This is a genomic window from Rhizobium leguminosarum (assembly GCF_019798305.1).
GTDB classification, from domain to species: domain Bacteria; phylum Pseudomonadota; class Alphaproteobacteria; order Rhizobiales; family Rhizobiaceae; genus Rhizobium; species Rhizobium leguminosarum_U.
On record NZ_JAAXDD010000002.1, the window covers coordinates 456806 to 471197 of the forward strand.

Sequence of the window (14392 nt, forward strand, 5' to 3'; positions counted from 1 at the left end):
AGAGTATTCCGTTTTCAGCCATGGTGGAAAATCTTGCCGGGATTGAAGATGTCGTCCGGATCGAGCGCCTGTTTCACCTGTCGCATCAGATCCACCGCGCCGCCAAGCTCCTGTTCCAGAAACGCCATCTTGCCTTGCCCGATCCCGTGTTCGCCGGTGCATGTCCCGTCCAGGTCGAGTGCCCGCTGGTTGAGTCGCTGCACGAAGCTCTCAGCCATGGCGATGTCTTCTGCCCTTCTGTCGTCGAACAACAGCAGCACATGGAAGTTCCCGTCGCCGGCATGGCCGACGATCGGCCCCAGCAGCCCGTGCTCCTCGATATCCGCCTGCGTAGCGGAAACACAATCGGCAAGCCTCGATATCGGAACACAAACATCGGTCGAAAGTGCGGCAAGCCCGGGCGCCAGCGCCCTTGCGGCCCAATAGGCGTCGTGGCGCGCCTTCCAGAGTTTTGTCCGTTCCTCGGCATTGGCGGTCCACAGGAATTCGCCGCCCCCACATTCCGCCGCGATCTCGGCAAAGGCTGCCGATTGCAGCGGCACCGTCTCGTCGGTGCCGTGGAATTCGAGGAAGAGTGTCGGGCTTTCGGCATAGGAAAGCCCGGAATAAGCATTGCAGGCCCGCATCTGCACCGTGTCGAGGAGCTCGATGCGCGCCACCGGAATGCCCATCTGGATCGTCATGATGACGGCATCGCAAGCGGCCTTGACGCTCGGAAAGGCGCAGGCCCCGCCGGCGATCTTCTGCGGGATCGCCTGCAGGCGCAGCGTCACCGAGGTCAGGATGCCGAGCGTGCCCTCGGCACCGACGAAGAGCCGCGTCAGATCGTAGCCCGCCGAGGATTTGCGGGCGCGCCGGGCCGTGCGGATCTCTTCGCCATTGGCGGTGACCGCGGTGACGGCAAGAACATTGTCCTTCATCGTTCCGTAGCGCACGGCATTGGTGCCGGACGCCCGCGTCGAGGTCATGCCGCCGATCGAGGCGTTGGCGCCGGGATCGATCGGGAAGAACAGGCCGGTATCGCGCAGGTGAATGTTCAGCGCTTCGCGTGTCACGCCCGGCTCGACGGTACAATCGAGATCTTCGGGATTGACCTCGAGCACCCGGTTCATGCGGCTGAAATCGATCGAAATACCACCATGGGCGGCATTGATCTGCCCCTCCAGCGAGGTGCCGGTGCCGAATCCGATGACCGGCACCTTGTGGGTCGCACACGCCCTGACCGCCGCCTTCACATCCTCGGCACTCTCGGCGAAGAGCACCCCGTCCGGCAGCTGCGGTGGGATATAGGTGGTCGTATGGGCATGCTGTTCGCGGAAGGACTGCCCGGTCTGGAAGCGCTTGCCGAAGCTCTGCTTGAGAATGCCAAGCACGGCGGCGATACCCACCTCGTTGCGTGTGCCGGCCTTTGCGTCCTTCAGCGCCATCCCTTTGATCTCCCTGCTATTCCGCGGAAACCATATCGTGTTCCGCAGGTTAGGCTGGGTATGCGGCAAGTCAAAGCGGCTGTCCAGTTAAGATTGGGAGAAGAATTCATTCCCTCTTTGTTGTAGGCCGCTGTTATAGCCAAATCCGACGCCCCGGCGCCTCAGACGATCGGCGGATTGAGCCGCGCAAAACCCTCCTGCCGCCGATAGGGGAAATAGGGGTAGGGCGCCGTCACCGCGCTGACGGCGTCGAGCCTTTCGATCTGAGCCTTCGACAGACTCCAGCCGACTGCGCCGAGGTTCTGCCTGAGCTGCTGCCCGTTGCGGGCGCCGATGATAACGCTCGACACTGTCGGCCGGCTGAGCAGCCAGTTGATGGCGATCTGCGGAACCGTCCGGCCGGTCTCGGCTGCGATGGCGTCGAGCACGTCGACGATGTCGAACAGTTTTTCGTCGTCGACCGGCGGGCCGTATTGCGCCGTCTCGTGTAGACGGCTTGCCGCAGGCAGCGGCTGGCCACGGCGGATCTTGCCGGTCAGCCGTCCCCAGGCAAGCGGGCTCCAGACCAGCGCTCCCACACCCTGGTCGGCACCAAGCGGCATCAGCTCCCATTCGTAATCGCGCCCTGCCAGCGAATAATAGACCTGATGGGCGACATAACGCGGATAGCCGTGGCGCTCGGCGGCGGCGAGCGACTTCATCAGTTCCCAGCCGGCAAAATTCGAAGCGCCGACATAGCGGACCTTGCCTGATGCTACGAGCCCGTCGAGCGTCGACAGCACCTCCTCGACCGGCGTCGAGGCATCGAAAGCATGAAGCTGCAGCAGGTCGATATAATCGGTCCCGAGCCGGCGCAGTGCATCCTCGGTGGCGCGGATCAGCCGCGCCCGCGACGCTCCCCAGTCCTGCGGCCCCTCGCCCATCGGTAGCGCCGTCTTCGTCGAGATCAGCACAGCGTCGCGCCGGCCGCGGATCGCCTGGCCGAGCACCTCTTCGGAAGCGCCGGCCGAATAGACGTCGGCTGTGTCGAAGAGATTGACACCGGCTTCGAGGCAGATGTCGACGAGCCGCCGGGCTTCCTCGGCATCGGTATTGCCCCAGGCGCCGAACAGCGGGCCGCTGCCGCCGAATGTACCCGCGCCGAAGCTTAAGATCGGTACTCTGAGGCCGGATGCGCCGAGATTTCTGTAGTCCATGGACCTGTCTCCTGTCTTCCTATGAGATAGACCTTGGCGGTTCGATGATATAGATTGCTCAAAAGCAAAACATTTGTGACGTGAATTCATCATGGGCCGTCAGGACATCAATCGCTCCGGCGAAATGGAAGTCTTCGTCAGTGTCGTCGAGCGCGGTGGCTTTTCGGCGGCCGCCACGGTCCGGCGCATGACGCCGTCGGCCGTCAGCAAACTCGTCGCCCGGCTGGAGACACGCCTCGGCGCCCGCCTCGTCAACCGCTCCACGCGACGGCTGCAACTGACGCCGGAAGGCTGCGACTTCTACGAGCGCAGCATCGCCATCCTTGCCGATATCACCGAGGCCGAATATCAGGCCTCGACGGGCGAACAGGCCTCAGGCCGCATCCGCATCAACACCAGCGGCTCCTTCGGCAACCATCTGCTGGCGCCGCTCGTGCCTGCTTTCATGGCGCTTCATCCGGCCGTGACGCTGGATATTTCCCATACCGACAGGATAGTTGACCTGATGGAAGAGCGCGCCGATGTCGCGATCCGCGCCGGCCCCTTGAAGAATTCCAGCCTGATCGCCCGCAAGCTTGGCGCCACCGGCAAGATCATCGTCGCGTCGCCGGATTATCTCTCGCGTCACGGCAAACCACGCACGACCGCCGATCTCCGCCGTCATTGCCGTATCGGCTTTTCCTATGCCCGCGCTATCGAGGGCTGGCCGCTGCGCGACGACGGCGAAACGGTGATGATCCCGATCACACCGGGCGTGCAGGTGGGAGACGGCGAAGCCATGCGCCACCTCGCTTTGTCAGGTGCCGGCCTTGCCCGCCTTGCCGCCTTCGCCGTGCGCGCCGATATCGATGCCGGGCGCCTGGTGCCGGTGCTTGAGGAGGCCAATCCCGGCGATCTCGAAGAGTTCTACGCTCTCTATGTGGGCCAGGGTGGCCCGCTGCCGGCGCGTGTACGCGCGCTGCTCGATTTTCTCGTCAGCCATGTGCATTTCTAGTGCATTTCGTTCAAAACGGTTCAGTGGCTTGGAGGACGATCTGCATTAAAACAACGGCTTGAAGCGACCGCATGAATCAGTTTCGCATTCCAAGACGCCAAGAAGCCAGATTTCGCCATTGACCGCCGCCGTGCCACCCACCTATACCGGACCCGCGCCGGCCGGCTCCTGCAGCCGGCCTCTCTTCGTCATGCCGGAGCTTCTCCTACCTTCAACCTCAGGGCTTGGCACGGCCAGGAAAGAGACGGAGATCATGTCATTCAGCGACGCGAGCCGCCTGCTTCGGGATGCCGGCCTGCTGAAATGGGCGCTGCTGCTCGCGCTTTCCACAGCTCTCGTCGTCTTCCTCGAGCTCTTCGCCCTGCCGGCCTCGCTGCTGATCGGGCCGATGGTCGCGGCAATCGCGCTGGCGCTGACCGTCGGCAAGGGAAAGCTTCGCGTGCCCTTCTGGCCGTTGCAGTTCGGCCAGGTCTTGGTCGGCCTGATGATGGCGCGCACCATCACTCCCGATATTCTCGGCACCATGGCGAAAGACGCGCCGCTCTTTCTGCTGTTCATCTTTTCGGTCATCGCCATCGCCACCGGCCTCGGCTGGCTTTTGACGCGCTGGCAGGTGCTGCCGGGAACGACCGCGGTCTGGGGCTCCTCGCCGGGCGGCGCCTCCGCCATGGTCATCATGTCGGAAGCGTATGGCGCCGATGCCCGTCTCGTCGCCTTCATGCAGTATTTGCGCGTCGTCTTCGTCGCCGTCGGCGCCTCGGTGATCTCGCGCCTGTGGGTGGCAGCCGACGGCGCCGAGCCGCCGCCACTCGTCCTCTTTCCCGAGATCGACTGGCCGGCCTTTGCAGCGACGATGGCTTTTGCCGCCTTTTGTGCCTATGGTGTCCGGCGCCTGCGCCTCCAGGGCGGCACGATCATTGTGCCGCTCTTTCTCGGCGCGCTGCTGCAGGGCATGGGCCTGCTAAAGATCGAGCTGCCGATGTGGCTGCTCGCCATCGCCTATGCATTGGTCGGCTGGAGCATCGGTCTGCGTTTCACCCGCTCGATCCTCAAGCACGTGGCGCGCGCCCTGCCGAGGGTATCGGCCTGCATCGTGCTGCTGATGGCGCTCTGCGGCTGCATGGCGGTGGCGCTTCACATCTTCGCCGGCATAGATCCGCTGACCGCCTATCTCGCCACCAGCCCCGGCGGCGCTGATTCCGTCGCCATCATCGCCGCCTCCAGCGATGTCGACGTGCCCTTCGTGATGGCGATGCAGACCGGCCGTTTCCTGGTGATCCTGATGATCGGCCCGATACTCGCCCGTTTCATCGCGCGCCGTTCCGGCCTTGTGGAAAATCCCGCTTGATGCATAACGCCCAAAAGTGTGCGGCGGTTTTGGGATAACGACATGCATAAATCAAAGACTTAGCGCGTCGCATGAATCCGGATTGACGCGACGCGCTTTAGAGTGCGGCGCGGAGTTATGCGCGAGCGCTGCCCACTGGCCAGGCGTCATGCCGTAGGCCTTCTTGAAATGGCGGTTGAGATGGCTCTGGTCGGCAAAGCCGGTCGCTGCCGCCACGTCGGAAATCCCCTCGCCCGCGCCAATCATTGCCCGCGCCTGCTGCAGCCGCCGCATCAGCAGGTAGCGATGCGGACTGGTGGCAAAGGCCGCCCGGAAATGCCGCGATAGCGCAAAACGGTCGAGACCCGTCACCGCCTCAAGCTCGCCGGAATTCACTGCCCGGGTCGCATGCGCCACGAGATAATCCCGTGCCGCCCGCGCCTGCCGCCAGGCGACGAGGCCCAGCGGCCGCGACGGCAGGCGCGCATGCCGGGACAGGCCGCCTGCCACCTGCGATACGAAATCGTCGACGAAAAGCGCGTCCAGTTCGCGGTCGAGTTCGCCGAGAGCCGCCAGCAGTACACCCGCCAGCGCCGGATCGCCGATCACGGGTTCGCCGACGAATGGCAGGCCGACCCCATCCGCCTCCAAGCATTCAAGCAGCAGCGATGGCTCCAGGTAGAGCATGCGGTATTGCAGCCCGTCCTCCGTCCCCGCCCCACCATCGTGCTCCTCGTCGGGATGCAGCACGATCACCTGCCCCGGCAGACTGAAGCGCCGCTCGCCGCGATAGCGGAAGGTCTGAACTCCCTTCAGCGTCACGCCGAGTGCATAGGTGTCGTGCCGATGCGGCTCGAAGGCATTGCCGGAGAACTGCGCCTCGATGCGTTCGATGCCGGGAAAGGCCGGTGCGGCCAGGATAGCGTTGCCGGTTGGTCCCGCGCACAAACGTTCAAGACCTTCGAAGACCTGTGGATGTAAATCCTGGTTCAACGCGCCCGATACTCCGTAACCCGTAGATAGGTGAAAGACCGTCCGATGTTTGATACCAAAATTGCCGTCGTCCTGCGAAACAATCTTGCCGGCTGGCAGAAGCTGAACGTCACCGCCTTCCTGATGACAGGCATCGCCGGCCGGCATCCCGAGATCATCGGCGAAGCCTACAGGGACCGCGCCGGCAACCTCTACAATCCGCTATCGATCCAGCCGATCATCGTACTCTCCGCAGACGAGGCGACCATATCAGCCATTCATCGCCGCGCGCTGGAGCGCGATATCACCAGCTCGCTCTTTATCGACGAAATGTTTGCAACCGGCCACGACGCAGCCAACCGCGCCATCTTCGCAGAATTTGCGCCCGAAGACGCCAAGGTGGTCGGCATCGCCTTGCGCGCCGAAAAGAAGATCGTCGACAAAATCACCAAGGGTGCGACGATGCAGCACTGACGAAAAAGGCCGGGAGTGACCCGGCCTTTCCGCAAATGCATATGAGCCGGAATCAGCCCTGTGTGATCGGCGCGATCTGGATCTCGACGCGGCGGTTCTGCGCGCGGCCGGCCTCGTTCGCATTGGAGGCGACCGGCTGGGACGGACCGAAACCGACAGCGGAGACGCGGCGCTGGTCGATGCCCTGACCGCCGAGATAATCGGCAACCGACAACGCGCGGCGCTGCGACAGGTCTTGATTATGCTGCAGGCTGCCGGTCGAATCAGTATGGCCGTTGACGTCGATCAGCGTGCGGTTGAACTTGCGCAGCACGATCGCCACCGAATTCAGCGTCGGATAGAAGCCTGGCTTCACCGCGTCCTGATCGACGTCGAAGGTGATGTTCGAGGGCATGTTGAGGATAATTTTGTCGCCGTTACGGGTCACCGAAATGCCGGTGCCTTCGAGCTGGGCGCGAAGCTCGGATTCCTGCTGGTCCATGTAATTGCCGATCGCACCGCCGGCGAGAGCGCCGACGCCGGCGCCGATCAACGCCGCATTACGCTTGCCGTGGCCGCCGCCGCCGACAGCCACGCCGACGAGAGCACCGCCCAGCGCGCCAAGCGCCGCGCCGCCGGCCGTATTGGAAACCTTCTGTTCACCGGTATAGGGATCGGTCGTCGTGCAGGCGCTGAGATAGCTTGCGGCAATAGCGAGAAGTATGAATTTCTTGATCATGGACAGGACGGTCTCCGTTCGACTGATGCGAGCAAATGGCAAGGATTGCGGCAAGAAAATGAAGATGTTCTCCTGATAGGGCAAATTCGGGCATCGAAACACAGCCATGTTGCTGGAATGCGCTCCTTATCACCAGTTTTGGTGGACGCCGTCCTGCGCTTCCACGGGAATTTGTGAAAACTCCGCGGCGGGAAGCACTTCCTGCCTGCGGAGTTCGATTTCACGCGTTTTGGATGAAAAGAGTCTGGCCTCAGAAATTCTGGAATAACTGCCGCACGGTATCGTAAGTTGCGTTGGCGATGTTCAGCGACTGCAGGCCGAGTTGCTGCTGCGTCTGCAGCGCCCGCAGTCTGCTCGACTCCTCCTCCATGTCGGCATCGACGAGCCGGCCGATGCCGGCAGTGATGTTGTCATGCAGTTTCGTCGCGAAGTCGTCCTGCAGATTGATGCGTTTTTCCAGCGCGCCAAAAGCCGAACCGACCGTCGTCAGCTGCGTCAGCGCTGCATCGACGACGCTGATCATTTCGCTGACCTGTCCTTTCGTCGTGCTGGCTGAGAGCGAAATCACCACCTGCCCGGTGGTGGTGCCGTTCTTGCTCTGCATCAGCACATAGTCCTGCGAGGCTCCGAGCTCGGTGGCGAAGCAGGCCGATGTCAGCACGCCGTATTCGCCCGAACCGGTGGCGCGATCGTCGATCAGGTAGCGCGCGTCCTTGGAAGTCGTGGTCCCGCTCGGCGTCGTGTCGATATGGTAACTCAGCATGCCGACCGAGATCGTGCCGTCAGCGTTGCGGATGAAGGAGGCCGGGATCTGGCGCGGCTGCGTCGGCGTCGCGTCGTCGTTGAGAACCACCCAGTTGTCGCTATTGAAGGTCGCCGATTCCGAAACGCTGCGCAGTTGCTCCTGCAGCTGTTTGATCTCCTCGTTGATCTTGTTCTTGTCGATGCCGTCTTCGGTCGCGGCAACGAGCTTGGCCTTGATTTCGGAGACGACGTCGATGACATTCTGAACGCCGGTATAGGCCGTTCCCATCGTCGCCGCCGCCATACCGAGTGCATCCTGGATCGCCGAAACCGCCTTGTTGTCGGTTCGAGCAGTGGTAGCGATCGACCAGTAGACGGAATTGTCTCTGGCCTCTGCGACACGCATGCCGGTGGTGATGTGGTTTTGCGTGACCGCCATATTACGGTTGATATCGCGCAGCACATGAAGCGCCGCATCCACCGAGACGCGCTGATAAATACTCACGAAACTAAACTCCAAAAACACAACAGGACGCAAACTGCACAAGAAATGAACCGTCCGCACGGACTCTCATGTCCGGGGTCGCTGGAATTCCAGCGCGTTGCGGCCTCCAAGAAACGAAGAAGACCAGTCGGTTACCGGTAGCAATCATTGCCGTTTATGCTTAATAAACGACTAAACTTCAGAAGTAATTTAGCTTATTTCACAAGGTTTCATACACCAAGTGAAACGCCGCCGGCTTGCGGCGTCGCGCGTCTTCTCAGACCAGCAAAGGACGCTGTAGCACTTCGAATTGCTGCATAATTTTCTCCTTAAATCGATTACGATTCAAGGAACGATGCAGCAGGTCCGGCAGCGTTCGAAATCGGATTAAGGCCTTATTCGGCCGCCTGTAGCTGCTCGTCGGGCGCAGGGCGCGGCCGCGTGGCGACCGACATCTCTTCGTGCAGGCGCGCCTCCTCATGGGCGTGCGGCTTGGCGAAGCGGGCAAGCAGCAGATAGGCGACCGGCGTGATGAACAACGTCACCAGCGTCGCGAAACCGAGACCGCCGACGATCACCCAGCCGAGCGCAATGCGCGCTTCGGCGCCCGCGCCATGGGCAAAGACCAGTGGCACGCCGCCGAGGATGGTGGCGATCATCGTCATCATCACAGGGCGAAGGCGTAGCGCGCAAGCCTTCTCGATGGAGGACCGCACATCCTCGCCCCGGTCGCGCAGCTGATTGGCGAATTCGACGATCAGGATGCCGTTCTTCGCCATGACGCCGACCAGCAGCACCAAGCCGATCTGGCTGTAGATATTGAGGCTGGAGCCGGTGATAACAAGTGCGAAGATGGCGCAGGCAAGACCAAGCGGCACAGTCGACATGATGATCAGCGAAGAGAGCACGCTTTCGAACTGCGCGGCCAGCACCAGGAAGATGATGACGATGGCGAAGCCGAAGGTCAGCGCCATGCCGCTCGAATTCTCTTCAAGAGTCGCCGCTTCCGCTAGCGGCAGCAAGCGAGAGCCTGGCGGCAGCAGCGGCTCGGCAAGCGCCGTCACTTGGCTGACGGCATCACCGAGCGACATGCCGTTCCTGAGGCCGGCGGTGATCGCGACAGAGGCGAGCTGTTGCTCGCGGTTGAGCTGCGGCGCGACCGAACCTTCCTTCATCGTGGCAATGACCGACATCGGCACGATCTTGCCGTCGCCAGTCTTGAGGAACACGTTCTCAAGGTCTGTCGGATCGTCGATCGGTCGCGTCGTCGAGGTCAGAAGCACGGGATAGGATTCGCCGTCGACGAAGACGTCGACCACCGAGCGCCCTTCGAGCAGTGACTGGATCGCCGTCGAGAGCCCGGTTATGTCGATGCCGAGATCGGACGCGCGCTCGCGATCGATCGCCACCGATACCTGCGCCTGGCTGGGCTCGTTGGTCAGGCGCGGCGTATCATATTGGCCAGTGGCCTCCAGGGCCTGAACCAGCTTGGCGGCCGCCGCCGTCAACGCCTCGTGATCATTGCCGATCAGCGCCATCTGTAGACCACTGCCGGCACCGCGGATGCGCAGGCTGTTGGAGGAAATTGCATTGCCGCGCAGCGCCGGCACCCTGGAGGCTGCCTGGTTGATATCGCGGACGATCTCCGTCTGTGTCCTGTCACGTTCTCCCCAGGGGGCGAGCGTTAGCACCATGAAGCCGCTGTTCAGCGAACCGCCCTGCCCGGAGATCGAGAAGACGTTGCGGATGTCACCGCTGTCGACCAGCGGCTGCAGATATTCCTCGACGAGCTGCATCTTGTCGCGGGTATATTCGAGGCTCGATCCCTGCGGCGTCGTCAGCCGCATCATCACCATCGACCGGTCCTCTTCCGGCGTCAGCTCGCTCTTCACCGTCGAAAAGGCGACGAGTGCCGCACCGGCAAAGATCACCGAGAAGAGGATGACCACGAAGGGCGCGTTGAGACAGCCGTGCAGAGCCCCTTTGTAGAGATTGGCAAGCGCCCCGCCGAAGCGGCCAAGCGCGCCGTGATCTTCGAGCATCGGCTTCGTGAGCATGCGCGAGGCAAGCATGGGACACAGCGTCAGCGCCACGATCGACGACAGTCCGACCGAGAAGGCGAGCACGAAGCCGAATTCGCGAAACAGGCCGCCGACCTGTCCCGGCAGGAAGGAGAGCGGAATGAAGACCGCCGCCAACGTCGCCGTCGTGGCGATCACGGCGAAGAACACCTCGCGCGTGCCGAGCACCGCGGCGGCGCGCGGTCCCATGCCTTCGGAGCGCCGGCGTACGATATTTTCGAGCACCACGATCGCGTCGTCGACGACGAGGCCGGTCGCCAGCACGATCGCGAGCAGCGTCAGGATGTTGATCGAGAAGCCGACCATATAGATCGCCGCCAGCGTGCCGATCAGCGCCACCGGCATGCTGACCGCCGGGATCAGCGTCGCCCGCCAGTCGCGCAGGAAGAGGTAGATGACGGCGGTGACGATGACGGCGGCGAGCACCAGCGCCAGCACTACCTCGTGGATTGCACCCTGGATGAAGACGGCGTCATCGCTGGTGATGGCGATCGTCGTGCCCTCGGGCAACGTCTTCGACAGTTGGTCGACGGCCGCCTTGATGCCGGTCGAGATGTTCAGCGTATTCGACTGCGCCTGGCGGATGATACCGAGGCCGATGCCCGGCCTGCCGTTGGAGCGCAGCGCTGTCTCGCCGTCGCGTGGCCCGAGCATCACCGTCGCGACGTCGCCGAGCCGGACGCGGTCCTGCAGGATGACGTTGGAAAAATCCGCCGGCGTCTGCAGGTTGGCGGTGGCGCGCACCACGATATCCTGCGTATTGCTCTTCAGCGAGCCGGCCGGCACGTCGAGTGCCGCATTATCGAGCGCCTTCGTCAGGTCGGCGATGGTCAGCCCGCGGCTGGCGAGAGCCCCCTGGTCGACGTCGACGCGGAACACCTTCTCTTGGTCGCCATATTCCTCGACGTCGGCAACCCCGTCGACGGAGGCGAGGCGATCAATCACCTCGTTTTCGACGAGCTGGGTCAGATCGTCCATGTTGAGATTGGTGGAGGTGACGGCGAGGCGCATGATCGCCGAGGAATCCGAATCCGCCTTGACGATCTGCGGCGCATCGGCTTCGTCGGGCAGGTTCTGCGTAATGCGGCCGATCGCGTCGCGCACGTCATTGGCGGCGACCGAGAGATCGATCGCATCCGAGAATTCCAACGTCACCCGGCTCTGACCGAAGGACGAGGTCGACGAAATCGATTTCAGGCCGCTGACGCGCGCGACCGCCCCCTCGATCACCTTGGTCAGTTCCTGGTCGATCGTCTGCGGCGATGCGCCGTCGAAGGTGGTGCGCACGGTGACGACGGGACGATCGACATCGGGCAGTTCGCGCACCTCGACGCCGACATAGGCAGCAAGGCCGGCAACGACCATTAGCGTGTTGAACACCAGCGCCAGGATCGGCCGCCGAACGAAGAGCGCGGTGAAGCTCTGCTTGCCCGAGGCTCTGTCCTGATGAATTTCGGTCACGCTCATCGGGCGACGACCTCCGCATTCGCGGCGACATCGGCGCTGACACGCACCGCCCCACCCTCACGCACGCGCTGGAGGCCCTGTGTGACGATCACGTCGCCGTCCTTGAGGTCGGCTTTGATGAGCACGAAATCCGGGTTGCGCTGCACGATGCTGACCCGCACCTTGCGTGACTTGTCGTCGTTGACCTGCCAGACGAAGGAGCCCTGCGAGTCCCACTGCACGGAGACCGGGTCGACCGCCGGATATTTGTCGCCGGCAAATTTCATGCTGACGTTGAAGGACATGCCGGCGCGCAGTTCATCCGAACTATTGTCGATCTTGGCGCGCAGGCGAAGCGTGCGGCTTGCCGCGTCGATGCGGTTGTCGACAGCTTCGACCACGCCCGCAAAGACCTGTCCCGGCCGTGCTACCGACATCGCCTCGACCGGCTGGCCGACCGACACCGTATTGGCGAAGCGCTCCGGCACCCAGTAATCGACGAGGATTTCCGAACGGTCGTCGAGTGTGACGATCGGGATACTCGTCGTGACGTTGTCGCCGATATTGACCGGTACGATGCCGACGATGCCGTCGATCGGCGCGGTGATATTACGCCGTGCGAGATTGAGCTCGGCGGCCTGCAATTGCAACCGAGCGCCTTGCTCGGCGATCTCGGAATCGAATACGTCCATGCGCGACACGCTGGACTTGATGTTGTGATAGAGGTTGGATTTCTCGACGGCGGCCTTGACCGCCACATCGGCCTGGCCGCGGGCGATCACCTGCTCCTCGCTGTCGAGCTTGGCGAGCACCTGCCCGGCCTTGACCCTGTCGCCCGACTTGATGAGGATTTCGCGGATCGTGCCCGATGCCTGCGGCGTGACCGCAACCGAGCGGATCGCGTCACCCGTGCCGATGGCGTTCAGCCGGTCGTTGACGACGCCCTGGACGACAGCCTGCGTGGCGACGAGAATGGCGCTGTTGCGCCCGCCGCCACCTCGGCCATTCTGTCCCTGCCCTTGCCCGTTGCCGCGCTGCTGCCCTTGCGCCCGGGTAGGAGCGTCGGCATCCGCCGTCTCCTCAGCCTTCGGCGCGATCTTGGAAACGATGCTGTCTGGAATACCTGCATCGCGCATCGTATCGCCGGCGCCGGGCACAAAGAAAACCCACGCGGCAAAGCCGGCAACAATGGCGATGAGCGACAGTATAAACTGCTTCCAAAAGGCCATTCACGTCTCCAGAGGGACTCGGGGTTGGACCAGGGTCGGTCGAAAGAGGCGCTGCGGGATGGAGATTCCCATCTGATGCGGCAATATCGCGCGTTTACAGCTCACCGGCAAGCATAAGCGGCCGGCATTACCGATTTGTAATATCAGCAGAGAATGGAAATAACCCGGCCGCTCACTTTTGCTTGAACGGACACTCGCCCATGTCTTTGGCACTGCCGATTATCGGCCGAGATACCGTACAAATCCCTGACGATGCGGGTTGGATGTCTATCGGCGCATCGACCACCGCAAGCCCATCACGGCCGCAATGCCCAGTATCGGCCACACCGCCCAGAACTGCCCCGTCCAAGTGAAGAGGTTGATACCGGCAATGCCGAGCGCCAGGATCGCCAACGAGGTGATCTTGCGGTTGAACAGGGTCTGATCGCGGTTCCAGGCGAGCGCCGCGACGGCGGCCAGCGCAAGCACGGGAAAGCGCGCCCAGAAGACGCCCTGCCATGACAGCAGATTGACGCCGATCAGGACAGCGGCGATGACGGCGAGCATGCCGTACAGTCTGCGTCCGCGCGGTGCCGGCCTTGCCTCGGCCATATCAGCCGCCATAACCGCCGCCGGCTGCGGCTGCGGACGCGCGTAGCCGGATCGTTGAGCAGGCGGCGCCTCGTCCTTGGCGTCGCCGATCTTCACCGCGTAGCTCGGCACACCTTCATCGACGTTCTTCACCATCAACGGTCCGAGAAACTCGAAGCCAACCGCCACCTTGTTGCGGACCTGGTCGTAAACGGAACTTGATATGACGATGCCGCCGGCCGCAGCCGACGCCTGCAGCCGCGCGGCAATATTGACGCCGTCGCCATAGATGTCGTCGCCTTCGACGATCACATCGCCGAGATTGATGCCGATGCGGAAGAGCATGCGCCCGTCGGCCGGGCGGCGGGCGTTGAAGCCAGCGAGTTCATTCTGGGTGTCGACGGCCGCGCGCACCGCTTCGACCACGCTCGGGAAATCGGCGATCAGCCCATCGCCCCAGGTGTTGATGACGCGGCCGCCATGGCTTTCGATCAGGCGCCCCATCGCTTCCCGGCAGCGCTTGAGGCTCGCGAGCGTCCCCTCCTCATCAGCCCCCATCAGCCGCGTATAATCCTGCACGTCAGCACAGAAGATCGTCGTCAGCTTGCGCCGCGTGTCACTCATGGTGTCTCGTCTCCGCGCTATCCGCCCTCGGGAAAGATCGCTGCAAAGGCTGAAACTGGTCGATTGGAGATCATGGGCTATTGCAGCGGCGGTAAGTTACTAAGCC

The 14392-nt window shown here is 62.8% G+C and carries 11 protein-coding genes; 3 read left to right on the forward strand and 8 right to left on the reverse strand.

The genetic code is table 11. The annotated features are described in order from the left end of the window. Positions 1–14: 14 nt before the first annotated feature. Both HFO99_RS05690 and HFO99_RS05695 read right to left on the reverse strand, forming a co-directional pair. Positions 15–1427: an FAD-binding oxidoreductase gene (locus HFO99_RS05690; protein WP_222359829.1), complete on the reverse strand. Its 1413-nt coding sequence runs from the start codon at positions 1425–1427 to the stop codon at positions 15–17. Between the two features lie 161 nt (positions 1428–1588). Continuing rightward, the gene (locus HFO99_RS05695) at positions 1589–2623 is read right to left on the reverse strand and encodes an aldo/keto reductase (RefSeq protein ID WP_222359831.1); all 1035 of its coding nucleotides are present in this window, start codon (positions 2621–2623) and stop codon (positions 1589–1591) included. 91 nt (positions 2624–2714) lie between these two features. Between HFO99_RS05695 and HFO99_RS05700 the strand changes: the two genes are divergently transcribed. Next, positions 2715–3617, forward strand: coding sequence for a LysR family transcriptional regulator (locus tag HFO99_RS05700; RefSeq protein WP_222359833.1), 903 nt, complete (start codon positions 2715–2717; stop codon positions 3615–3617). Positions 3618–3870: 253 nt separating this feature from the next. Continuing rightward, positions 3871–4965 (forward strand): AbrB family transcriptional regulator, encoded by a 1095-nt coding sequence (locus HFO99_RS05705; RefSeq protein ID WP_222247216.1) that lies wholly within the window; start codon positions 3871–3873, stop codon positions 4963–4965. A gap of 51 nt (positions 4966–5016) precedes the next feature. Here HFO99_RS05705 and HFO99_RS05710 read toward each other — a convergent pair whose 3' ends face one another. Then, positions 5017–5937 (reverse strand): AraC family transcriptional regulator, encoded by a 921-nt coding sequence (locus HFO99_RS05710; protein ID WP_222331544.1) that lies wholly within the window; start codon positions 5935–5937, stop codon positions 5017–5019. A gap of 45 nt (positions 5938–5982) precedes the next feature. Between HFO99_RS05710 and HFO99_RS05715 the strand changes: the two genes are divergently transcribed. Then, positions 5983–6390 carry a DUF2000 family protein gene (locus HFO99_RS05715; protein WP_222247211.1) on the forward strand — a complete coding sequence of 136 codons (408 nt, stop codon included), beginning with the start codon at positions 5983–5985 and terminating at the stop codon, positions 6388–6390. Positions 6391–6442: 52 nt separating this feature from the next. Here the strand turns inward: HFO99_RS05715 and HFO99_RS05720 are convergent, their stop codons facing one another. The 5 genes from HFO99_RS05720 to HFO99_RS05740 form a co-directional block, all read right to left on the reverse strand. Further along, entirely contained in the window at positions 6443–7108 is a 666-nt protein-coding gene (locus tag HFO99_RS05720; protein ID WP_222247209.1) for an OmpA family protein, read from the reverse strand. Between the two features lie 250 nt (positions 7109–7358). After that, on the reverse strand, positions 7359–8357 hold the full coding sequence (locus tag HFO99_RS05725) for a flagellin (protein WP_222359835.1): 999 nt from the start codon (positions 8355–8357) through the stop codon (positions 7359–7361). 374 nt (positions 8358–8731) lie between these two features. Continuing rightward, positions 8732–11884 (reverse strand): efflux RND transporter permease subunit, encoded by a 3153-nt coding sequence (locus tag HFO99_RS05730; RefSeq protein WP_222359837.1) that lies wholly within the window; start codon positions 11882–11884, stop codon positions 8732–8734. Beyond that, positions 11881–13092 carry an efflux RND transporter periplasmic adaptor subunit gene (locus tag HFO99_RS05735; protein WP_222359839.1) on the reverse strand — a complete coding sequence of 404 codons (1212 nt, stop codon included), beginning with the start codon at positions 13090–13092 and terminating at the stop codon, positions 11881–11883. Before HFO99_RS05735 ends, HFO99_RS05730 begins: the two co-directional genes overlap by 4 nt. Positions 13093–13359: 267 nt before the next feature. Further along, positions 13360–14286 (reverse strand): adenylate/guanylate cyclase domain-containing protein, encoded by a 927-nt coding sequence (locus HFO99_RS05740; RefSeq protein WP_222359841.1) that lies wholly within the window; start codon positions 14284–14286, stop codon positions 13360–13362. Positions 14287–14392 lie beyond the last annotated feature (106 nt).

Bases quoted from the DNA above. Each gene is read 5' to 3' on its own strand.
- HFO99_RS05690 (WP_222359829.1), bottom strand. From the start codon at position 1,427: ATGGCGCTGAAGGACGCAAAGGCCGGCACACGCAACGAGGTGGGTATC.
- HFO99_RS05695 (WP_222359831.1), bottom strand. From the start codon at position 2,623: ATGGACTACAGAAATCTCGGCGCATCCGGCCTCAGAGTACCGATCTTA.
- HFO99_RS05700 (WP_222359833.1), top strand. From the start codon at position 2,715: ATGGGCCGTCAGGACATCAATCGCTCCGGCGAAATGGAAGTCTTCGTC.
- HFO99_RS05705 (WP_222247216.1), top strand. From the start codon at position 3,871: ATGTCATTCAGCGACGCGAGCCGCCTGCTTCGGGATGCCGGCCTGCTG.
- HFO99_RS05715 (WP_222247211.1), top strand. From the start codon at position 5,983: ATGTTTGATACCAAAATTGCCGTCGTCCTGCGAAACAATCTTGCCGGC.
- HFO99_RS05720 (WP_222247209.1), bottom strand. From the start codon at position 7,108: ATGATCAAGAAATTCATACTTCTCGCTATTGCCGCAAGCTATCTCAGC.
- HFO99_RS05730 (WP_222359837.1), bottom strand. From the start codon at position 11,884: ATGAGCGTGACCGAAATTCATCAGGACAGAGCCTCGGGCAAGCAGAGC.
- HFO99_RS05735 (WP_222359839.1), bottom strand. From the start codon at position 13,092: ATGGCCTTTTGGAAGCAGTTTATACTGTCGCTCATCGCCATTGTTGCC.
- HFO99_RS05740 (WP_222359841.1), bottom strand. From the start codon at position 14,286: ATGAGTGACACGCGGCGCAAGCTGACGACGATCTTCTGTGCTGACGTG.